At 60.7% G+C, this 21093-nt stretch carries 16 protein-coding genes; 11 read left to right on the top strand and 5 right to left on the bottom strand.

All coding sequences use genetic code 11. The features are described 5' to 3' along the window. Positions 1-238 precede the first annotated feature (238 nt). Positions 239-985 carry a YciK family oxidoreductase gene (locus QUE41_RS15415; RefSeq protein ID WP_286339891.1) on the bottom strand — a complete coding sequence of 249 codons (747 nt, stop codon included), beginning with the start codon at positions 983-985 and terminating at the stop codon, positions 239-241. Positions 986-1306: 321 nt separating this feature from the next. Between QUE41_RS15415 and QUE41_RS15410 the strand changes: the two genes are divergently transcribed. Both QUE41_RS15410 and sohB read left to right on the top strand, forming a co-directional pair. After that, the gene (locus QUE41_RS15410; RefSeq protein WP_286339890.1) at positions 1307-3715 is read left to right on the top strand and encodes a VolA/Pla-1 family phospholipase; all 2409 of its coding nucleotides are present in this window, start codon (positions 1307-1309) and stop codon (positions 3713-3715) included. Between the two features lie 95 nt (positions 3716-3810). Further along, a complete protein-coding gene (sohB, locus tag QUE41_RS15405; RefSeq protein ID WP_286339889.1) occupies positions 3811-4845 on the top strand; it encodes a protease SohB in 1035 nt (344 codons plus the stop codon). Between the two features lie 51 nt (positions 4846-4896). On the opposite strand, the gene QUE41_RS15400 is transcribed toward sohB, so the two are convergent. Both QUE41_RS15400 and QUE41_RS15395 read right to left on the bottom strand, forming a co-directional pair. Further along, positions 4897-8109: a DEAD/DEAH box helicase gene (locus QUE41_RS15400; RefSeq protein WP_286339888.1), complete on the bottom strand. Its 3213-nt coding sequence runs from the start codon at positions 8107-8109 to the stop codon at positions 4897-4899. Between the two features lie 111 nt (positions 8110-8220). Beyond that, the gene (locus QUE41_RS15395) at positions 8221-9885 is read right to left on the bottom strand and encodes a response regulator (RefSeq protein WP_286339887.1); all 1665 of its coding nucleotides are present in this window, start codon (positions 9883-9885) and stop codon (positions 8221-8223) included. A 234-nt stretch (positions 9886-10119) separates the two neighbouring features. On the opposite strand from QUE41_RS15395, the gene cysD reads away from it, so the two are divergent. The 6 genes from cysD to QUE41_RS15365 all read left to right on the top strand — a co-directional run bounded on the left by cysD (position 10120) and on the right by QUE41_RS15365 (position 16436). Then, the gene (gene cysD, locus QUE41_RS15390; RefSeq protein WP_286339886.1) at positions 10120-11025 is read left to right on the top strand and encodes a sulfate adenylyltransferase subunit CysD; all 906 of its coding nucleotides are present in this window, start codon (positions 10120-10122) and stop codon (positions 11023-11025) included. 17 nt (positions 11026-11042) lie between these two features. Continuing rightward, positions 11043-12473: a sulfate adenylyltransferase subunit CysN gene (gene cysN, locus QUE41_RS15385; protein ID WP_286339885.1), complete on the top strand. Its 1431-nt coding sequence runs from the start codon at positions 11043-11045 to the stop codon at positions 12471-12473. After that, on the top strand, positions 12473-14191 hold the full coding sequence (locus tag QUE41_RS15380) for an SLC13 family permease (protein ID WP_286339884.1): 1719 nt from the start codon (positions 12473-12475) through the stop codon (positions 14189-14191). The genes cysN and QUE41_RS15380 overlap by 1 nt, the downstream gene beginning before the upstream one ends. Before the next feature lie 7 nt (positions 14192-14198). Further along, positions 14199-14798, top strand: coding sequence for an adenylyl-sulfate kinase (gene cysC / locus QUE41_RS15375; protein WP_286339883.1), 600 nt, complete (start codon positions 14199-14201; stop codon positions 14796-14798). 47 nt (positions 14799-14845) lie between these two features. Then, entirely contained in the window at positions 14846-15577 is a 732-nt protein-coding gene (cysQ, locus tag QUE41_RS15370; RefSeq protein WP_286342953.1) for a 3'(2'),5'-bisphosphate nucleotidase CysQ, read from the top strand. A gap of 358 nt (positions 15578-15935) precedes the next feature. Further along, positions 15936-16436, top strand: coding sequence for a hypothetical protein (locus QUE41_RS15365; RefSeq protein ID WP_286339882.1), 501 nt, complete (start codon positions 15936-15938; stop codon positions 16434-16436). Between the two features lie 637 nt (positions 16437-17073). On the opposite strand, the gene aroG is transcribed toward QUE41_RS15365, so the two are convergent. After that, a complete protein-coding gene (aroG, locus tag QUE41_RS15360) occupies positions 17074-18132 on the bottom strand; it encodes a 3-deoxy-7-phosphoheptulonate synthase AroG (RefSeq protein ID WP_286339881.1) in 1059 nt (352 codons plus the stop codon). Between the two features lie 375 nt (positions 18133-18507). On the opposite strand from aroG, the gene QUE41_RS15355 reads away from it, so the two are divergent. The 3 genes from QUE41_RS15355 to QUE41_RS15345 all read left to right on the top strand — a co-directional run bounded on the left by QUE41_RS15355 (position 18508) and on the right by QUE41_RS15345 (position 20372). Next, positions 18508-18669 (top strand): hypothetical protein, encoded by a 162-nt coding sequence (locus tag QUE41_RS15355; RefSeq protein WP_286339880.1) that lies wholly within the window; start codon positions 18508-18510, stop codon positions 18667-18669. Between the two features lie 72 nt (positions 18670-18741). Continuing rightward, positions 18742-19638, top strand: a complete 897-nt coding sequence (gene mak, locus QUE41_RS15350) for a fructokinase (RefSeq protein ID WP_286339879.1) — start codon at positions 18742-18744, stop codon at positions 19636-19638. Beyond that, positions 19638-20372, top strand: a complete 735-nt coding sequence (locus QUE41_RS15345; RefSeq protein WP_286339878.1) for a YdcF family protein — start codon at positions 19638-19640, stop codon at positions 20370-20372. Before mak ends, QUE41_RS15345 begins: the two co-directional genes overlap by 1 nt. Here the strand turns inward: QUE41_RS15345 and QUE41_RS15340 are convergent. Further along, complete coding sequence (locus tag QUE41_RS15340) at positions 20290-20979, bottom strand: hypothetical protein (RefSeq protein ID WP_286339877.1); 690 nt, start codon at positions 20977-20979, stop codon at positions 20290-20292. The two genes, QUE41_RS15345 and QUE41_RS15340, sit on opposite strands and share 83 nt — an antisense overlap. Positions 20980-21093 lie beyond the last annotated feature (114 nt).

The raw sequence follows: 21093 nt of genomic DNA, 5'->3' as shown, positions 1-21093 counted from the left end.
AGGTCGGTCAACCGACAAGGTCCATTTCATGGGTTTGACTGATCTCTGTTTGGGCTTTTGTACAAAACGCGTCTGGGTTTTATCTCAACTTTAGTTAAGAAAGTACAAAATTATCATTGCATTACAATAAATGCACCCGAGAGTTTTTCTGAGGCAGGTTAAGGGGGGCGGTTCTGTGATCTTCCTAGAAAAGTGCGGTTCACCCTAAGGGCAAACCGCACTTTTTCCTTGAAGAGTTCTACTTTTTCGGTTGGGCGTCCAGGCTCTGGCCGTGAACCTCGAGGCTGTCATCGCCCATCAGGTAGAGATAGAGGGGCATGATCTCTTCCGGGGTCTTCAGGCTCTGAGGGTTCTCAGCCGGGTAGGCCAGGGCACGCATGCGGGTGCGGGTGGCGCCGGGGTTGATGCAGTTTACCCGGATGCCGCTGCCGTCCAGCTCGTCCGCCAGCACCTGCATCATCCCTTCTGTGGCAAACTTGGAGATTGCGTAGGGGCCCCAGAACGCCCGGCCTTTGCGGCCGACGCCGGAGGAGGTGAACACCACCGAGGCCTTCTGCTGTTTCTTCAGCAGGGCCAGCAGCGCCTTGGTCATCATGAACTGGGCGGTGACATTGACCTTCATCACCTCTTCGAACATATCCAGGGGCACCTGATCCATGGGGGTCAGGCTGCCCAGTTGACCGGCGTTGTGCAGCACACCATCCAGGCGGCCAAACTGGCCCTCGATGGTGTCGGTCATGTCCCGGTAGTGCTCTTCGGTGGCGCCTTGCATATCCAGGGGGATAATGGCGGGCTGAGGCGCGCCCAGGGCTTCAATCTCGTCGTAAACGGCCTCAAGCTTTTTCACACTGCGGCCGAGCAGAATCACGGTTGCGCCGTGGCTGGCAAAGCTTATCGCGGCCTGTCGACCTATGCCGGCCCCGGCGCCGGTAACCAGAATGACCTTGTCCTTGAGAAGATCTTTTTTGGGGCTGTATTCCAACATCCTTTCACGCCTTCCTTATGTTGCAGTGCGCTTTTTTCGGGAGTTTGCGGTACTCAGAAACAGCTGTTTTAAACATGCGATTGCATTCTGGGTACCGCGAAATGGGGTATTGGTTGCAAAAATGTAGCTAACATATGGTTTTTGCGTTACTTTGAGTGAAGTCGCAATGGGCATATACAGCGGCATTTCCACCAGAAACGCGCCTATTGTGACGAATTTCACTACGGAAAACAAAACTAATGCTGGCGGCCTTTTTCCCGTCTGAAGCCCTTAATCCCTTGGGGGCGGTCGCGAGCAAACAACAAGGATTGGGGAGAGAAAATGAGACGACTGCTGTTAAGTACCGCCGTCCTGTCGGCCCTGGCATTGTCCGGTTGTAGCGGAGACAGCTACCAGGAGGACAGCAACAAGGCCGACCCTGTCAAACGTTATGCCCGGGTTAGCTTTGATCCCGCCAATGGTGTGGTCCCCCTGCCCAATGATCTGCTCTTTCTCGGTACTCCGGATGGTACCCTGCAGATCCCAGCCGAAGTGGCGGGTGCGCCTTATACCGATCCTGAAGCGGCCCTCGGGGCCCTGGATGGTTGGGGTACGACTCAGCCCATTCAACTGAATATCGAGCTGCTCGATGGCGTCACCATCGACGCGGCCAGCGCCTCTCAGGCCGGCGCGGTGCGCCTGTTTGCCGTGACCCTGGGTGGCGCGCTCTCCCCGGATGCGGAGTGCAGTGCAGCACCTTCGCTGTCCATCTGTAAGATGGGCGATGAGCTGACCTGGGGCGTGGATTACATCACCACCGTCAGTGGCAGCACTGTGATTGCCCAGCCACTGAAGCCTCTGCCGGCCACCAGTGCATACCTCTATATGGTTTCCAATCAGCTGCTGGACTCCGATGGCCGCGCCATTGAGGCGTCCGAGACCTACAAACAGCTGAAGCTGGACATCAGCACCAAGCCTCTACCCGAAGGCAGCAGCCGCGACCTTCAGGCGCTGACCAACAACTACCTGGGTGCCCTGGCCAGTGGCCATGGTATCGACCCGGATACGGTCAACTACACCGGAGTCTTCTCTACTCAGTCGGTGTTCAACGTGCTGGAGACCACCAAGCAACTGGTGGTCTCTCCGGATCCGGCTCACGACCCCTTTGAGCCCACCTGGACCCAACTGCCCACGCCGACCGGCCTGACCGCGGCGCAGATTCTTGGGTTGGATCCTGCCCTGGGCCTGCCCTATCTGCTGGCGGACGCCACCGACGTGTTTGCGGCAGAGATTGAGCTGCCCTACTACCTGACCGCGCCGACCCCGGCCAACCCCACCATCTCCAGCACCTGGAACGCCCTGGGTGACAGCCCGATTGCGGTGCTGCAAGCCCTGCAGGCCGGCACCCTGACTCTGGAGAAGTTCTCCGAGCAGATGGTGGCCTGTGGCCGAGATCCCGTGGCCGCGGTTGAGGACCCCAGTGAGATCGTCGGATGTACCATCAACCTGGATGACGGCTCGCCGTCGGATCCTGCCCGTCACCTGACCCGCTTCAACCCGGTGCCTGCGCCTAAGAGCCGTCAGGCGGTGGCAGTGCAGATCACCATGCCCAACCCGGCCAAACTGGCGGCCCTGGGCATCGATGTGTCCATGCCTGACACTGGCTGGCCCCTGAGCATGGCGCTGCACGGCCTGTCCGGGACCAAGGAGACCACCCTGGCCAATGTGGGTCCGTTGACGGCTGCTGGCCTGGCCACCATCGCCATCGACATGCCGCTGCACGGTGCCCGAGGCTTCGACTTCAACGGTGATGGCGTCTATGAGATCAGCGCCACCGACCCCAGCCTGGGCGCGCCCTTTGTTAACGGCAGCGGCCTGGTGTTCGTCAACATCTCCAGTGGCCTCACCACCAGAGATAACTTCCGTCAGGCAGTGATCGACAACCTGGCCCTGCGTGCCGCGGTGACCGGTCTGGTGATGGGGCAGGTGGGTGCAGGTCAGCCGCCGCTGTTTGACCTGACCAAGGTCACTCTTCAAGGCTTGAGCCTGGGTGCCATTACCGGCACCGATGTGACCACCTATGCCAACACCCCCATCGCCGGTGTTCCGGCGGAGATGAACCCCTATACCCTGCAAGCCAGTTCGCTGACGGCCCCCGCCGGCGGTCTGGCGGGCGTGTTTGCCGGCAGCCCGGCCTTCAGGCCAGCCCTGATTGACGCCCTGGTGGGGACCCTGGCGGAAGCCGCGGGCATTCCCAAGCCAGAACCTGGCACTCCAGAGTATGAGGCCCTGGCCAAGCAGGCCGAAGAGGAGCTGATTCCACCCCTGATGTTCTCCATTCAGACTCAGATTGAGTCGATGGACCCCATCAACCACGGCGCCGCCCTGGCGGCCACCGGCAGCAAGGTGCACGTGATTGAGATCATCGGTGACGGTGCTGGCAACCTGCCCGATCAGACCCTGCCTCCTGTTGTCGAAGGCGCGCCCCTGTCCGGTGGTGAGCCACTGATCGCCGCCATGGGCCTGGGCTGTATCGACACCACCACTCAGGGTGAGAGCGTTTCCGGCGCGGTGCGCTTCCTCAAGGGGCATCACAGCTCTCTGCTGTCCCCCAATGAGATCCCCGGTGTGACCGACGGCAGCGCCGCCGCTGCCACCGCAGAGATGCAGACTCAGGTGGCGGGTTTTGCCGCCTCCAACGGCATGGCCCTGCCGGTGACCAACGCCGATCTGGTTCAGCCCTGCTCCTAAGCCACGGCTGCTGACACCCCAAGACCCAGCCCCAGGCTGGGTCTTTTTTTGCTTTTCGGTATAGAATGGGCGCAAACCTCTCTAGGAGTTTGATTTTGGAGTTTTTATACGAGTACGGCCTGTTCCTGGCCAAGGCGGTGACCCTGGTGGGCGCCATCGCCGCGCTGATTGTGGTTGCCGCGGTAATGGGGCGACAGCAGCGACCCCAAAAAGGGGAGCTGCAGCTGACCAACATCAGCCATCAGCTGGAGGACTATGAGCATCACCTGGAGGAGATGCTGCTGAGCAAGGAGCAGCTCAAGGCCAAAGAGAAGGCTCATAAGAAGGAGGAGAAGGCCAAGGCCAAGGAGGCCAAGTCCAAGGTGGATGAGCCCAGAGAGGGCCGGGTGTTTGTCCTGGACTTCAAGGGGGGCATCGAGGCCAACGAAGTGGCCAGCCTGAGGGAGGAGATCACCGCCCTGCTGACCGTGGCAGACAAGCAGGATGAGGTGCTGGTGCGCCTGGAGAGTGGCGGTGGCGTGGTCCATGGCTATGGCCTGGCCTCCAGCCAGCTGGCCCGGGTCCGTGATGCCGGCATTCCCCTGACCATCGCCGTGGATAAGGTGGCCGCCAGTGGCGGTTACATGATGGCCTGTGTGGCAGACCGCATCGTGGCGGCGCCCTTCTCCATCATTGGCTCCATTGGCGTGATAGCCCAGTTGCCTAACTTCAATCGTCTGCTCAAGCGCAGTCACATCGACTATGAGCAGCACACCGCCGGCCAGTTCAAGCGCACCCTGACCGTCTTCGGTGAGAACACCGACGAGGCGCGGGAGAAGTTCAAAGAGGAGCTGGAGGAGACCCACGGTCTGTTCAAGTCCTTCATCGCCAAGTACCGTCCAGAGCTGGAACTGGAGAAGGTGGCCACCGGTGAGCACTGGTTTGCCACCCAGGCCCTGGAGCTGGGACTGATTGATGAGTTGGCGACCTCGGATCACTGGCTGATGCAGAAAGCCAAGGACAAAGAGGTGCTGAAGCTGGCCTTTGTGATTAAGAAGAATCTGGCCAACCGTTTCGGCCGGGGCGTGTCAGAAGCCCTGGAGAGTGTCCTGTCCAAGGTGAGTGAACTGAATCAGAAGAGCCGCTTCTAAGCGGGTCCTGAGAATAAAAAAGGCGCCCATGGGGCGCCTTTTCTGTTTGGATTACTCCTCGTCGGGAGCGTCGAACAGGCTCAGCAGCTGGTCGCCGGTGAGGCCGGTGGCCAGGCTCTGGTTCTCCTTGTCGTAGATGGCGTCCGCCAGGGCCTGCTTCTGCTGCTGCAGCTCCATCACCCGCTCTTCGATGGTCTGCTCGCAGATCAGCTTGTAGACGAACACCGGCTTGTCCTGGCCGATGCGGTAGGCCCGGTCGGTGGCCTGATTCTCTGCGGCCGGGTTCCACCAGGGGTCGTAGTGGATCACCGTGTCCGCCTGGGTCAGGTTCAGGCCCACGCCACCGGCTTTCAGGGAGATGAGGAACACCGGCACCTCACCGCCCTGGAAGCGGTTGATCGCCTCTTCCCGCTTGCGGGTCTGGCCGGTGAGTTTGCTGTAGGGGATGCCGGCCTCCACCATGCGCTGCTCAATCAGGGCCAGCATCTGGGTGAACTGGGAGAAGATCAGGATACGGCGGCCATCCTCCAGCATGGAGGGGAGCATCTCCATCAGGAAGTCCAGCTTGGCGGACTCCTGCACGCCCTGGGCCTGCTCCAGCTTGACCAGCTGCGGATCGCAGCAGATCTGCCTCAGTTTCAGCAGGGCATCGAGGAACTCGATCTGACTCTTGGCCATCCCCTTGCTCTGCAGCAGCTCCCGTACCCTGGACTCCATGGCCGCGCGAACCCCTTCATAGAGCATGCGCTGGGGACCGGGGAGGGGGATGGTCTGCACCATCTCGGTCTTAGCGGGCAGCTCCTGAGCCACCTGGCTCTTGGTACGGCGCAGCAGGAAGGGGGCCAGCCGGGCCATCAGTTCGCCCTTGAGCTCGCCGTTGCCCTCCTTTTCGATGGGCTTGCGGTACTGCTGGGCAAACTGGCTTTCTCGGCCGAGGAATCCGGGCATCACGAAGTCGAACAGGGACCACAGCTCCCCCAGGTGGTTCTCCATGGGGGTGCCGGTCAGGCACAGGCGCTGGCCGGCGGCCAGTTGCTTCACCGCCCGGGTGATCTTGGCGCCGGTGCTCTTGATCGCCTGGGCCTCATCGAGAATGGCCAGGGAGAAGCTCAGGGCGCGGAACTGCTCGATGTCCCGTCCTACCAGGCCGTAGGTGGTGATCACCAGATCGTAGTCGCCCAGGGTGTCGAACAGCGAGTGTCTGTCCTGGCCATGAAGCACCTGCACCTTGAGCTGGGGGCAGAACCGGGCAGATTCACTGCGCCAGTTGCTGATCAGGCTGGTGGGGCACACCAGCAGGGCCGGGGCGGTCAGTTGACCGCGCTGCTTCAGAGTCAGCAGGTGCGCCAGGGTCTGCAGGGTTTTACCCAGGCCCATGTCGTCCGCCAGGATGCCGCCGAAACCGAATTGGTGCAGGAAGGCCAGCCAGTTGAGCCCCTGCTGCTGATAGGGGCGAAGCTGAGCCTGAAGCCCGGCAGGGGGTTCAATCTCTTCGATGCCGGCAAAGTGGTTCAGTTTGTGGGCCAGGGCCCGAATCCGTTCGCCGCCGACCCAGCGGGCCTTGCCCGGCAGGTGTTCCAGCACGGCGGCCTGGTGGGTGGGCAGGCGCACCTTGTCGCCATCGGCGGTGGAGAGCTCCTCCAGGACCGCCAGCACCGGCCGGATGGCCCGGTTGGCAATGCGCAGGGGCATGGCCCCTTCGCGGTGCAGCAGAATGGGGTCCTCGTTGCCGCGCCAGTCGGAGTTCTGCTCCAGCCAGGTGAGCAGCAGCGGCAGCAGTTCCACCTGTTTCTGATCGATCTCCACCGACATCCCCAGGCTGAACCAGTTGTCTCCCTCCTCGATGCTGAGATCGAAGGCGGGGATCTCGTGAGGCAGCAGGGGCAGGCTGGGATCAATCTCCAGCCGCCAGCCCTGACCGTCGATGGCGGCCTGATGCTGACTCAGCAGTCGTTGCCAGAACGCCAGGTCGGTGGAGGCGGTGGCCAGTTTGAGGTAGGCGGCCAGGGAGTGTTTGGGGGCATCCAGGCCAGGGTGTTCAAACTCAGACAGCTGCATTTGCCGATACAGCTCCAGGGCTTGGTGTTCCCGGTCACCTTCACGGCTCACCTGCCAGTGGCCGCGGTCATCGGAGAAGCGGGTCTGCTGAGGCCGCTCCAGCACGCTGGGGCTGAGGATCAGATCGCCATACTCGAACCAGAAGAAACTGACGATCCCCTCATCGCTGGGGAGCAGCTTGAGTACCGGGGTAAAGGGGGCCTCGATGGTCCGGTAGTCGGTCTGGATGGGGTGGGGCAGGGTGGCCTGATCAAACTGCTGGGCTATCTGGTCGCCAAAGTGCACCGCCTGCTCCCTGGGGAGGGCGGGCAGGCGCTTGAGCTGATGCAGCACCTCGGTGGAGAGTTCGCTCTCCAGGGGACCGGCGCTGAAATCTTTGAGGTTGATGTACCAGGGCGAGGTAAAGGGCACCAGAATCCAGGGTTCGCCGCTGTCCAGGCTGGAGTGCAGATGGAACTGATTGTCCTGTTCCCAGTGGAACCGCAACTGGCGGCTTGGTCCCAGGGTGAGGGTGTTGCCGGGCTCCTCCCAGAACGCCAGCCCCTGCTCCAGCAGCTTTTCGAAGGCGTAGCGATCCAGCTCGCTCTCCAGGTGGGCGTATCGGTACCAGAGGTTGCCCCGGGTGGCCAGCAGCAGCCGGCTGTAGGTGACCACCTCGTCGCTGGCCCAGCCATCGCCCTGATGAGTGGCCACGTTAAACAGCTGCTTGACGGTGAACTTGCTGAAGCCGCCCCGCTTCAGGCGGCGGCAGTTGCCCACCTCGACGGTGAGGGATTCACCGGCGCTGGCGTCCCGGGCGACCGTGGGGGCGATGCGAAACAAGCCTTCCAGGGCGGAGTCGGCGGGAGGCTCAGCCGCTTTCGGGGGGTGAATCTGGCTGAATTTTTCCAGCCAGGCCTGATACCTGTCCTGGTGACCATGGTGCTGGTCAAGCAGGGTCAGCAGCAGGGCGACGGCGTGTTTGCACTGTTGCCCGACCGGGCAGTTGCAGAAGCTCTCCAGGGAGGCCTTACTGCCGTTCTTACGCACCTCGATGCTGGTGTCGTACTGGTTGTCGCGTCGGCCCAGGGTGGTGCCATGCACAGTCCCTCCGCCGGGGCCCAGCTCCGCCTGGAGCACCATCTCCTCTTCGAAATAGCGCTTGCCCCTGGCGAAGGTGGCTTCGTCGAAGTTGTTCTCTACATCCGCAAGACGAAATAAAAGCATCAATAATCAAGCCGGGTCACAGAGTGAATCGACCATCTTACCATCGACCCCACAGAGGGTTAATAGCCTTCAATCCCAGTTTTCAGCGGAATCGGAATAACCGCTCAGGGATCAGGCGGTTTGTTCAGTTTCAGTCTGGTTTACTCCCGGTTTCTTGGGGTCGAGCGCCTTTTGATAGAGCCGGGTGGCCTGGGATTTTTGCTCCGCGGTGGTGCGGCTGTCGTGCTGGTAGAGCCAGAGGCAGCCATCGAGCATGGTCTGGCGTTGGGCGGGCTCCATCCAGCTTGGGGACTCGCTCCCCAACAGCTCCAGCAGCAGCAGGCTGAGGGCCGGCAGGAAGGGGACAGATGCGAAGGCGGACACCGCCTGCTCCAGGGCCGCCTGAGGGCGCTGGCGCAGCAGTTGTGCGGACTCTGCCAGGCGACTGCCCTCCTGCAGCCGCTCCTCGGTCTCGGTCTTCACTGCCATCAACAGCTTCACCTGGGACAGCATCACGGTGTCGTCATCCACTGACTCACAGCATTGGCGGGCCTGCTCCAGGCAGCGGCGGTACTCCCGGGGCAGGCCGCAGAGGCCAAACAGCCGAGCCGCATCCAGCAGCAGGTGAAACTCCAGCTCATCAAGCCGGTCGGTAAGCTTGGCGGCGCTGTGGAACCCCAGCTCCACCTTGCCCTCGAGCATGGCAAACAGCCCGGCAGCCAGTTGAAACCCTGGGTGGGGGGAGTGATCCTCCTCCTGCTCCTCGGAACGTTGTGCCAGCCCGGTCAGGCGGTGTCTGGCCTCATTGAGCAGCAGTTGTCGTCGCTTGGGGTTGTCGCAGCGGTAGGTGGCAAACAGCAGGCACAGGTAGGTGTGGATGTGCAGCCCCAGGGTGTATCTGTTGGTATCCTTCACCTTGTCGATGTATTTTTCGTAGTGGATGGCGGCGTTGTCCTGCTGCCCCAGAATGGCAAACAGGTTGGCGATCACCAACATCCGCAACGGGTTGGCCGGACTCAGCTGATGCAGCTCCTGGAACTGTTTCAGCGCCCTGGGATAGTCGTCTTTTGCCAGGATGCAGGCGGCCAGTGTCCGTTGTGCCACCGGGTTGGCGGGATCGTTGGCCAGTGCCCGGGCGAACATCTGCTCCGCCGCTTCCAGCTCCCCCAACCCTTGCAGGGCCTGTCCCATGCCGATGATGGGCCAGCACTGCTCGGTGAGCTGTGCCTGTTCCCGGTAGAACTCCAACGCGTCCTGATGGCGCCGCATCCTGAGCAGGCAGTCGCCGTGCACCCGGTGCAGGTACTGGGCAAACTCCGGGTGGCGGTCCAGATAGTGATCGGTCAGGTCCACCACGGTTTGCCAGGCCCGGTTTTCCAGGGCCTGCAGCAGAGGGTAGAGGGCTTCCTTGCGCTTGATGGCGACCTTGAGCCGTTCGATGAGATCCTGATAGCGGAAGGGCTTGGTGAGGTAGTCGTCGGGCTCCATCTCGATGAAGTGAGTCACCACCTCTTTGCTGCTGTCTCCGGTGATGCAGAAGAACACCCCCTGAGGGGAGAGCAGCCGTCTCTGACGAATCTCATCCAGTATCAGGCCTCCGTCGATGTTGCTGCCCATGTTGTAGTCGCACAGCACCACATCAAACTGGTGCTGCACCAGCAGCCGAAACGCCTTCAGGCTGTCCAGGGTACTGTGAATGTTGTCGTTGCCCACCCCGGCATCCAGCAATATGGACCGGGCCAGGGCAACGAAGGTGGTGGAGTCGTCGATGATCAGATAGCGCTTTTGAGTCAGCATCCTTGCCTCTCTTCGGTGGCTTTCAACTCTGGCTGAGCCCGCCGATCCCTGGCGGGTCACACCTCAATCAATTTAGCAGATCTGGGGTTTCCTGCCGCCTTTGCATATTTCTAAATGGCATCCAAAATTAAAAATTGATTCCTTTGGGTTATATGAAAGTGCCAAGTTGAATTGTTGTTAATGCCGATCTGACGTTCACTTAGACGCTGACTTAGACTGACTTAGGATCACAGGATGTCCCCTACCCTGACCCATCTGGATCGCCTCGAGGCTGAGAGCATCCACATCTTCCGCGAGGTGGCGGCGGAGTTTGAGAAGCCGGTAATGCTCTACTCCGTCGGCAAGGATTCCTCGGTACTGCTGCACCTGGCGCGAAAGGCGTTCTATCCGGGCAAGATCCCCTTTCCCCTGCTGCACGTGGACACCACCTGGAAGTTCAGGGAGATGATCGAGTTTCGCGACCGCATGGCCAGGGAGCACGACTTTGAGTTGCTGGTGCATAAGAATCCAGAAGGGCTGGCCATGGGGATCAGCCCCTTCGTTCACGGCAGTGCCCTGCACACCGACATCATGAAGACCCAGGGGCTGCGTCAGGCCCTGGACCACTATGGCTTCGATGCGGCCTTTGGCGGCGCCCGCCGCGATGAGGAGGCCTCAAGGGCCAAGGAGCGGGTCTACTCCTTCCGCGACAGCAACCACCGCTGGGATCCCAAGAATCAGCGCCCCGAGCTGTGGAACCTCTATAACGCCCGGGTGCACCCCGGGGAGAGCATTCGGGTGTTCCCCCTTTCCAACTGGACCGAGCTGGATATCTGGCAGTACATCTACCGGGAGCAGATAGAGATTGTCCCCCTCTATCTGGCCCAGCCCCGCCCCGTGGTGGAGCGCGACGGCAGCCTGATCATGGTGGACGACGAACGCATGCCCTTGGAGCCGGGTGAAACGCCGCAGATGCGCAGTGTCCGATTCCGCACCCTGGGTTGCTACCCCCTGACCGGGGCCATCGAATCCGAGGCCAATACCCTGCCGGGGATCATTGAAGAGATGCTGCTGGCCACCACCTCGGAGCGCCAGGGCAGGGTGATCGACCGGGATTCCGCCGGGTCGATGGAGAAGAAGAAGATCGAAGGTTATTTCTAGGTCCAAAGGAGAGCACCATGACCAACAACCCAACCCCGGTGGCGCTCCGAGTGGAGCAGTACCTCAAGCAGCACGAGAGCAAGGCGCTGCTGCGTTTCATCACCTGCGGCAGCGTGGACGACGGCAAGAGTACCCTCATCGGTCGTCTGCTGCACGATACCAAGGCGCTGTATGACGACCAGCTGGAAGCGGTCAATGAGCAGAGCCGCACCCAGGGCACCACGGGTGAACGACCGGACCTGGCCCTGTTGGTGGACGGCCTGCAGGCGGAGCGGGAGCAGGGGATCACCATCGACGTGGCCTACCGCTACTTCTCGACCGACAAGCGCAAGTTCATCATTGCCGACACCCCGGGACACGAGCAGTACACCCGCAATATGGCCACCGGCGCCTCCACTGCCGATCTGGCCATCATCCTGGTCGACGCCCGCTATGGGGTGCTGGAGCAGACCCGGCGCCACAGCTTCCTGGTGTCCCTGCTGGGGATTCGCCAGGTGGTGGTGGCCATCAACAAGATGGATCTCAAGGAGTATGACCAGGCGGTGTTTGAATCGATTCAGGCTCAGTACGCTCAGATGGCCGAGGAGCTGAACCTGGAGACCATTCACTACCTGCCCATCTCCGCCCTGGAGGGGGACAACGTCGCCCAGCTGTCGCCGAAGATGCCCTGGTATCAGGGTCCCAGCCTGCTGGAACTGCTGGAGCAGGCTCCGGGGGCCGATCGGGCTGCCGATCAGCCTTTGCGCCTGCCGGTGCAGCTGGTGGTTCGGCCCAACCTGGATTTTCGCGGCTTTGCCGGCACCCTGGCTTCAGGCACCCTGAGTGTGGGGCAGGGGGTGAAAGTGCTGCCCTCAGGCACTCCGGCCAAGGTGGCGGGCATCCATCAGTTTGGTAAAGAGCTGAGCTCTGCCGTGGCCGGACAAGCGGTCACCGTGACCCTGGACAGAGAGATTGATGTCAGCCGCGGCGACTGGCTGGTGGCAGAGGAGGAAACGGTCACCCTGAGTCAGGGATTGCGCGCCCAACTGGTGTGGATGGCCGATGCGCCGCTTGAGCCGGGCAGGGAGTACCGCATCAAGCTGGCCACCAGCTCGGCCCGGGCCCGGGTCAGCCAGGTGGAACACCGTACAGACATTCGCAGCTGGGAAGCCCTGGACAGCGAGACCCTGGGGCTCAATGACATTGGCCAGGTGGTTCTGCAGACCGACAGGCCATTGCCGGTGGACAGATACGCTCAGCTGAGGGACACCGGTGCCTTTATCCTGATCGACCCGGTGACCAATGGCACCGTCGCGGCGGGCATGGTCCGGGAAGCCGCCGAGACCGCTGCTGCGTCAAGGCAGGATTACTCCCAGTTTGAGCTCGAGCTCAATGCGCTGATCCGCAAGCACTTTCCCCATTGGGATGCCAGGGATCTCAGCAAGCTTACCGGAGGCGGGTCCAACTGATGACCGCGGTTCACGGTCAACTCCTGGCCCTGGCAGCCTCCCTGTTTCTCGGGCTGGTGTTCACCCGCCTAAGACCGGTGCTGCTGTTCTCCGGCGGCGCCATTGCCCTGGTGATGCTGGGCCAGCTGCAGATGGACAGGCTGCTGAACCTGGCCGCCAACCCGGGGGTGATCAGCCTGCTGCTGCTGATCCTGGCCTCGGCCGGCGTGGAGAAAACCCGGCTGCTGAGTTGGCTCAGTGGCTGGCTGTTTCGCGGCTCCTACCGCAGCACCCTGCTGAGGATGGGCAGTGGCACCATGGCCGCGTCGGCGTTTCTGAACAACACCGCGGTGGTGGCGGCGCTGATGGGGCGGGTGAAGGCCAACGCCGATCATCTGCCCTCGAGGCTGCTGCTGCCCCTCTCCTATGCCGCCATCCTTGGGGGCACCCTGACCCTGGTGGGCACCTCCACCAACCTGATCGTCAACAGTTTCCTGCTTGAAACTGGCAGGCCCGGGCTGGCGATGTTCGACTTCCTGCCGGTGGGGCTGGGGGCGGCGGTCGCCGGATTGGGGCTGATTCTGCTGCTGTCGCCGCTGCTGCCCCACAACGCCGATCATGCCCAGGAGGAGGACCCCTACTTCATTGAGGCCAAGCTGCAGCCGGGCAGCCCCCTGGCGGGGCGCTCCGTTCAGGAGAATGGCCTGCGGGCCCTGGAAAGGCTCTATCTGGCCGAGGTGGTGCGTCGTCATCAGGTGATCTCGCCGGTGTCGCCGGACACCAGGCTGGAGGAGGGGGATAAGCTGGTGTTCTGCGGGGATGTAAGCCGGGTGACCCTGCTTTCCCAGTTTCGCGGGCTGACCCTGTTTGCCGAGGGGCAGGCCCCCCTGGACAGGCAACTGACCGAGGTGATCGTCAGCCCGACCTCCAGCATCATAGGTCAGACGCTGAAGACGGTGGAGTTTCGCGGCCGCTTCGATGCGGCCGTGGTGGCGATGCGCCGCCGGGGCGCCCGCCTCTCCGGTAAGCTGGGGCAGCTTCCCATCGAAGCGGGGGATGTGCTGGTGCTCTCTACCGGCGATGACTTTGTGCCCTCGCCCCGCCATTTCTTTGTGGTGGGGGATACTCAGCTGCAGACGCCCCTGAGCCTGGCTCAGGAGTGGCTGGCCATTGGCGGCTTTGTCACCGCACTGACGCTGAGCGCCCTGGGTCTGGTGGAACTGGTGGCGGCAATGGCCCTGCTGCTGTTGGTGATGCTCTCCGGTGGCATCCTGTCTGCCCAGGAGGTGCGCACCCGCTTCCCCTTCGAGATCTGGCTGATCATCACCGGTGCCCTGGCGATGGCGGACAGTGTCGCCCAGTCCGGGCTGGCGCTGATGGCCTCGCAGCAGCTTCATCTGCTGTTCAATGGCCAGGGTGTGCTGGTGGCCTTTATCGGTGTCTACCTGGTGGCCCTGCTGCTGACCGAGGTGATGACCAACAACGCCGCGGCGGCCCTGAGCCTGCCCCTGGCTCTGGGGCTGGCGGACGCCTTTGGTACCAGTGCCATGCCCTTCGTGATGGCGGTGGCCTACGGTGCCAGCGCCAGCTTCATCAGCCCCTTCAGCTATCAGACCAACCTGATGGTGATGAGCCTGGGCCAGTACCGTTTTAAGGACTACCTGAAGCTGGGGCTGCCCCTGTCGCTGCTTTACAGCCTGGTGGTGCTCTACCTGATCCCCCGTTTCTTTCCGTTTTGAGGTAACAATGACTGAGAATCTAACCTGGCACAGCCATACGGTCAGCCCGGAGCAGCGTCGGCGGCTCAAGGGCCATGGCAGTGCACTGCTGTGGTTCACCGGGCTCAGCGGCTCCGGCAAATCCACCCTGGCCAATGCCCTGGAGCAGCGGCTGATGACCTTGAGGGTGCACAGTTATCTGCTCGACGGTGACAATGTGCGCCTGGGCCTCAATGGCGACCTGGGTTTCAGCGATCACGACCGGGTGGAGAACATTCGCCGCATCGGTGAGGTGGGCAAGCTGTTTGTGGCGTCCGGGACCCTGTGCCTGAGCGCCTTTATCTCCCCCTTCAGGGAGGACAGGCAAAGGGTACGTGATGCCCTGGCGCCGGGGCAGTTTATCGAGGTGTTTGTGGATGCGCCCCTGGCCGTGTGTGAGCAGCGGGATCCCAAAGGCTTGTATCGCCGGGCCAGGGCGGGCGAGATCCGCAACTTCACCGGCATCGATTCAGATTACCAGCCCCCCCAGTGTCCGGAGATCCACATCCAGACCGACCAGCTTGACACCGAGCAGGCGGTGGACAAGATAGTGGATTACCTGAAACGTCACGGAGTGCTCACCCCTTGAACCCGGAAACCTTAACCCACACCCAGCGTCTTTCCCTGCTTGAGGCGATGGAGGCCATCGCCCTGGAAGCTGGCGAGGCGGCCATGGTTCATTACGGCAACCCACAGACCCGCTACAAAGGGGACAGCACGCCGTTGACCGAAGCGGATCTGGCCAGCCACCAGGTATTGGTCAAGGGGCTTTCTGCCCTGACGCCCGGCCTGCCCATTCTTTCGGAGGAGTCCGGTGTGCCCGACTGGGAGCAAAGGCGTCACTGGCGCCGGTACTGGCTGGTGGACCCCATCGACGGCACCAAGGAGTTTATTGCCGAAAACGGCGAGTTCACGGTCAACATCGCCCTGATCGACCAAGGTCGTCCGATATTGGGGGTGGTGGTGGCTCCGGCATTGGCACAAAGCTTCAGTGGCGGCCCGGGCTTGGGCGCCTGGTTGACTCAGGATGGGGAGAAAGAGGTCATCGCTGTGGTGCCTCGAAAGAGGGTTCCCAGGGTGGTGTGCAGCCGCTCTCACCCCTCTGCCGAGCTGGCCAGCTGGCTCGATGCTTTGGGTGAGGTGGAGACAGTGTCGGTGGGCAGCTCCCTGAAGTTGTGTCTGCTGGCTCTGGGGGAGGCCGACCTTTACCCCAGGCTGGGGCCCACCAGCGAGTGGGACATCGCCGCAGCCCATGCGGTGCTGCTTGGCGCCGGCGGAGCCTTGTCTCTGATGGATGGCGGGGAGCTGCGTTATAACGCCAAGTCGTCGCTGCTCAATCCTCACTTCCTGGCCAGAGGGGCGGATTGAGGGCAAAAAAAACCACCCCAAATAGAGGTGGCAGGAAAATATGGAGATGATGATGAAACAAATCTGAGTTCAATTTGTTACATAGGGTCAGAGTCATCATTTCTGAGAAAGTTCAAAAAAAGGGGCGGAAAAATTGATTTTTTTTGCTCCTTTTTTTGAAGTTGCTGTTTTAAACAGGTTTTCACCCAGGTGTTGTTTGTCGCTCAGCGGCCGTTGGCACCGGACTCCGGGGTTTACCTATCTTTACCTCAGGCCGCTTGCGCCGTTTGTATACTTAAGGAATCACGTCTGCCACTGCAGGAGGTTGATTGTGAGGGTTTGGGCTGTTCTGTGGGCTGTTCTCACTCTGGCGTTTGCTTTGACCGGTACGGTCGAGGCCAAGGGGCATGGCGCCGAGGTTGCTGGCGGCGTCTCCATCGTCGTCGGCTATGGCACGGGTTACCCCCGTCACTACTACGATTACCGGCGCCACCACCATCGTTATTCTCCTTTCTATCCTCGCTCCTACTACTATGGCCGTCATTACCGGCGACACTACTACGATGACCGGCCAAAGAAGCCCAGGGCTGCCAGGATCATCATCGTCGATGGCATCACCTATGAGCTGATTGACGGGCAGTATTACCGCCGTCAGGGGGAGGCCTATCGACTGGAGTCTCCGCCGAGGGCGGGCAGCTACCGGGTGCTGGGTGCCAGGGAAAAGCACCAGCCTGGATACAAACCGGGTCAGACGCTGTCGCGACTGCCAGAGCCCAACCGTCAGGTTCGGGTTGATGGTCACCTGTACTGGATGCATCAAGGGATCTGGTTTGCGTCTTTGGCGCAGGGAGGCTTCGTCGTGATTCAGCCGCCGAAGTAGTCGATGACCAGGGAAAAACTTTTTTTGGTACAGGGTGAACTTTATGGTTTGGGGTGACTCTATAAAGGTGTAACGAATTTGGTTTCATCATCTCCCTAAATTCTTGTGCGCCGCCTCCTTGAGGTGGCGTTTTTTTTTGCGCGCGCCTCTGTGCGCTGAGATGAAAAAATGGAAGGCAGGATGGAACTTAGTGGTTATGGAGGACTCTATATCTCTGTAACGAATTGAGTTTCATCTTCATCTCCCTAGATTATTTTGCGCCATCTCTTTGAGATGGCGTTTTTTTTGGTGTGAGCCTGACGGGGCACGACACCCAAGGCAGCGGCAAACGGAAAAAGTCGGCAAGTGCGGGAACTATCCGCAGGGCGGGGACTCTATATCTCTGTAACGAATTGAGTTTCATCATCATCTCCCTGAATTATTTTGCGCCGCCTCCTTGAGGTGGCGTTTTTTTTGGGGTGGTGTTGCCAGGGGATGGAAGAAAGATTGAAAAAAAATTGGAGATGAGGGAACAAACTGGCATCCGGGGACTCTATATCTCTGTAACGAATTTGGTTTCATCATCTCCCTAAATTCTTTTCGCCACCTCTTTGAGGTGGCGTTTTTTTTGGGGCCTAAGAAGGCCCCAGGAACGGACTTAGTTTGAACCGCGACGTTTTCTAACCGCTTTGGCTAAGTTTTTCAGTACCTTGGCACTGTCATCCCAACCGATGCAGGCATCGGTGATGCTTTGCCCATAGGTCAGGGGCTCAGTCAGGCTGAGATCCTGGCGGCCCTCCACCAGATGGCTCTCTACCATGGCACCAAACAGGTTGAGGTCGCCCCCCGCCACCTGGGCACAGACATCGTCACACACCTCCAGCTGCCTCTTGAACTCCTTGCGGCTGTTGGCATGGCTGAAATCCACCATGATGTTGGCGGGCAGGGCGGCCTTGTGCAGCTGCTCGGTGATGGCGGCCACATCGTCGGCGCTGTAGTTCGGCGCTTTACCGCCGCGCAGGATGATGTGGCAATCCTGATTGCCTGTGGTGGCGACGATGGCGGAGTGGCCATACTTGGTGACCGACAGGAAGTGGTGCGGGGCACTGGCGGAGTTGATGGCGTCGATGGCGATCTTGATGGTGCCGTCGGTGCCGTTCTTGAAGCCCACCGGACAGGAGAGACCGGACGCCAGCTCCCTGTGTACCTGAGATTCAGTAGTGCGGGCGCCGATGGCTCCCCAGCACATCAGGTCTGCGACGTATTGGGGGGTGATCATATCCAGGAACTCACCTGCGGTCGGCAATCCCATCTGGTTGAGGTCCAGCAGCAGCTTGCGTGCGGTGCGCAGGCCGTCGTTGAGACGGAAGCTGTTGTCCATCATGGGGTCGTTGATGAGACCTTTCCAGCCCACGGTTGTGCGGGGCTTTTCGAAGTAGACCCGCATAACGATCTCCAGATCCTCCTTCAGCTCTTCGCGCAGCTTGGCCAGCTTCTGGCCATATTCCAGGGCTGCCTCAGGATCGTGAATGGAGCAGGGGCCGATGATCACCAGCATGCGGTCATCCTGACGGTTCAGGATGTTGTGAATGGACTGACGGGCCTGATACACGGTTTCGGCGGCGCGGTCGTCCAGGGGAAATCGTTCCAGAATCGCAATGGGGGGCAGCAGTTCTTTGATCTTGTCGATGCGAACATCATCGGTTTGGTAGTACATAATGCGACTCCAGAAATATGTTTTTAATTAGAAAGATACCTAATGCGGTTGGGGGTCCCACTCCGACTCTAAAGGAGGGGTGGTCTCAGAGGCAAGGGAGACTCTGCAACTTTTTTCAAAAATTCCTGAACTTTTTGCGATCCAGCGACTCTTAATCAACAGTAAGCGCATTTAGCTACACCTGTTTTCATCATCATCTCCTTTGCTACAGAATTCTTAGTACAGCCACGCCAAACTGGGGTGGCTTTTTTTTGTCCGTTTCACGGAGACTCGGCCCAAGGTGTCATCATAGTGTCAACAGAGTGCTGATATACTTGGACTAGGGAATGACATCTGCTCGACCCCATCCGGCAACCCACCTCTAAGGAGGCCGACATGCCCAATCTCCACTCCGATAAGGTTCATAAAGGCAAATGGTCTGATCTGGCCTTGTGGCGCCGAAACCGTTTTGCGCCACCGGACAGGCTGTTCTTTCCCATCGTGGTTGTGCTGCTGTTTGCGCTGGCAATTCTTGGGGTACTCACCAAGCTGTTCTGAGGTGGGGCACCACTGAATCTCTGTTATGATTCCGATACCTAAACTGGAACAAAAGACTGGCCATTACAGGTTATGCGAATCGGAATTGATCTTGGCGGAACCAAAATCGAAGGGATCGCCCTTAACGAACAGGGGCAGGAGTTGTGGCGCGAGAGAATTGCCACGCCCCAGGGAGACTATCAGGGGATTCTCCAGGGAATTGCCGGCCTGGTGCAACGGGCCGAAGCCAACCTGACCCTGACCGGCAGCGTCGGCGTCGGTATCCCCGGTGTGCTCTCTCCCCACAGCGGCAAGGTAAAGAACGCCAACACCCAATGCCTCAATGGCCAGGCCCTGGATCAGGACCTCTCCCAACTGCTTCATCGCGAAGTGCGTCTTGCCAACGACGCCAACTGTTTTGCCGTCTCTGAAGCGGTGGACGGTGCCGGGCAGGGCAGGAGCCTGGTGTTTGGTGTGATTCTGGGCACCGGATGCGGCGCTGGTATCGCCCTTAATGAACGGCCTCTGGTGGGGGCCAATGGTTTATCCGGGGAGTGGGGGCATAACCCATTACCCTGGATGACGGCGCAGGAGTTTCCCGGCCCCTCCTGTTTCTGCGGTCGCCAAGGCTGCATCGAGACCTTCGTGTCCGGTACGGGCTTCAGCCGTCAGTACCGCCAACTGACCTCACACACCCTTCCCGGGGACCAGATCATCCATCGCATGCGCCAGGGGGAGCCCGCGGCATGCCAGGTGTTTGAGCGATACTGCGACCAGTTGAGCCGAGCCCTGGCCCATGTGGTTAATCTGCTCGACCCTGAGGTCATTGTGCTGGGCGGAGGCATGTCCAACATCGATGAGCTCTATCCACAGCTCAATCGCCGTCTTGGCACCGATGTCCTGGGCCGGGAGTGTGTCACTCAGGTGGTGGCGAATCGTCACGGGGACTCGTCCGGGGTGCGCGGTGCCGCCTGGCTGTGGGGGCGCTGATGCTGGGGTTCTGGATAAAGAAAGGGGTCTCGGCACTGCTGCTTCCCATCCCATTGGCTGTCCTGTTGGTTCTGTTTGGGCTGTGGCTGTCCAGGCGTCACTCTCACCTGGGAAGGGCCTTTGTGCTGGCGGGACCGGCGCTGCTGCTGTTTCTCAGCTCCAGCTTTGGCAGTCAGTGGCTGGCTCGGCCCTTAGAGCAGCAGTACCCGGTGTGGCAGGGTAAAGGGGCCGAGGTGATCATGGTGCTGGGTTCAGGCCACGACTCCTCCATCAGCCCCCTGGCCCATCAGCAGCTGTCGGATACCGCGTTGGCCCGCCTGACCGAGGGGGTCAGGTTGCAGCGACTGAACCCGGACAGCACCCTGGTGCTCAGTGGGTGGACAGGGACAGACGCACAGCCTCATGCCTTTGTGGCCCAAGCCGCGGCCCTGGGCATGGGGGTGCCTGAAGAGCAGATAGTGACTTTTCCTACGGCCCTGGACACTGCCATGGAGGCGAGGCTATTCAGAGAAAGGTTTGGCGAGAGGGAGGTGATTTTGGTCAGCTCCGCCACCCATATGCCCAGGGTGATGGCGCTGTTTCTCAGTCAGGGGGTGAAGGCTCAGGCGGCGCCCACGGACTTTATCGGCCGGGATGCCGCCTGGTGGCAGTTCAGCGCCTCGAATCTCCGGACCTCAGAGCGGGCACTTCATGAGTATCTTGGCCTGACCTGGCGTCGATTGGCGTCACTGTAGCCTCCCGGTTGGCGCGGCGTACCATGGCTTTCTGGTGCGCCAGCCTCAGGTCCGCACTGATCCTGTCCACGGGAGAGGCAAACTCGCTCTCCGGCAGCAGGATGTGGAAGCCGCTTTTCTGCGCCAGCTGGTCACTTAAGAACTGCTGCTGGTGCAACAGATCCGGTTGAGCCAGCAAGCCATCGGTGACCGCAGGCACGCCAAACTGTTTCAGTTGATGCTGGCTGAGACGACACCAGCGACGCAACTGGCGGGGGCTGAGCTGTTGCCAGATTCTGGCATCGGATTTCAGCCGAATGCCCAGGAGCTGACGTTCGCTGACGAAGTCAATGCGCTGAATTTGATCCCAGCGAACAGGCACCACGGTTTGATCGATCAGGAGCAGAACACCTCGGTCATCGGCAATCAGGCTGTGTCGCGCCTGGCGGATATGTCCCATGGCCACGGCCAGAGCCACCGCCGAGACCAGCACCCAGCCGATGGTGAGAGGGTAGAGGTTGCCGAAGTTGATGACGAAGCCCAGCGCAGTCAGCAGACTGATCAAGGCCCCCAGGAAAAGGGGTTGGCCATAGTGCCGGCTCCTGGGTGAGTATGTGAGTACATCCATTCATAACCCCTTGTTCGCCTCGTGAGTTCGGTTTGATGACCGCACGAGTTGAATTCAACGACACAGTAAGAATAGTCAGGGTTGGAGAAAAAAACAGCGCAGTGTTGCGCCGTT

Source organism: Ferrimonas sp. YFM (assembly GCF_030296015.1).
Lineage (GTDB): Bacteria > Pseudomonadota > Gammaproteobacteria > Enterobacterales > Shewanellaceae > Ferrimonas.
The sequence above is the reverse complement of the archived record's forward strand: the minus strand, read 5'-3'. Positions and strand labels throughout refer to the sequence as shown.

Bases quoted from the DNA above. Each gene is read 5' to 3' on its own strand.
- QUE41_RS15415 (WP_286339891.1), bottom strand. From the start codon at position 985: ATGTTGGAATACAGCCCCAAAAAAGATCTTCTCAAGGACAAGGTCATT.
- QUE41_RS15410 (WP_286339890.1), top strand. From the start codon at position 1,307: ATGAGACGACTGCTGTTAAGTACCGCCGTCCTGTCGGCCCTGGCATTG.
- QUE41_RS15400 (WP_286339888.1), bottom strand. From the start codon at position 8,109: ATGCTTTTATTTCGTCTTGCGGATGTAGAGAACAACTTCGACGAAGCC.
- QUE41_RS15395 (WP_286339887.1), bottom strand. From the start codon at position 9,885: ATGCTGACTCAAAAGCGCTATCTGATCATCGACGACTCCACCACCTTC.
- cysD (WP_286339886.1), top strand. From the start codon at position 10,120: ATGTCCCCTACCCTGACCCATCTGGATCGCCTCGAGGCTGAGAGCATC.
- cysN (WP_286339885.1), top strand. From the start codon at position 11,043: ATGACCAACAACCCAACCCCGGTGGCGCTCCGAGTGGAGCAGTACCTC.
- QUE41_RS15380 (WP_286339884.1), top strand. From the start codon at position 12,473: ATGACCGCGGTTCACGGTCAACTCCTGGCCCTGGCAGCCTCCCTGTTT.
- cysC (WP_286339883.1), top strand. From the start codon at position 14,199: ATGACTGAGAATCTAACCTGGCACAGCCATACGGTCAGCCCGGAGCAG.
- cysQ (WP_286342953.1), top strand. From the start codon at position 14,846: ATGGAGGCCATCGCCCTGGAAGCTGGCGAGGCGGCCATGGTTCATTAC.
- aroG (WP_286339881.1), bottom strand. From the start codon at position 18,132: ATGTACTACCAAACCGATGATGTTCGCATCGACAAGATCAAAGAACTG.
- QUE41_RS15355 (WP_286339880.1), top strand. From the start codon at position 18,508: ATGCCCAATCTCCACTCCGATAAGGTTCATAAAGGCAAATGGTCTGAT.
- mak (WP_286339879.1), top strand. From the start codon at position 18,742: ATGCGAATCGGAATTGATCTTGGCGGAACCAAAATCGAAGGGATCGCC.
- QUE41_RS15345 (WP_286339878.1), top strand. From the start codon at position 19,638: ATGCTGGGGTTCTGGATAAAGAAAGGGGTCTCGGCACTGCTGCTTCCC.
- QUE41_RS15340 (WP_286339877.1), bottom strand. From the start codon at position 20,979: ATGGATGTACTCACATACTCACCCAGGAGCCGGCACTATGGCCAACCC.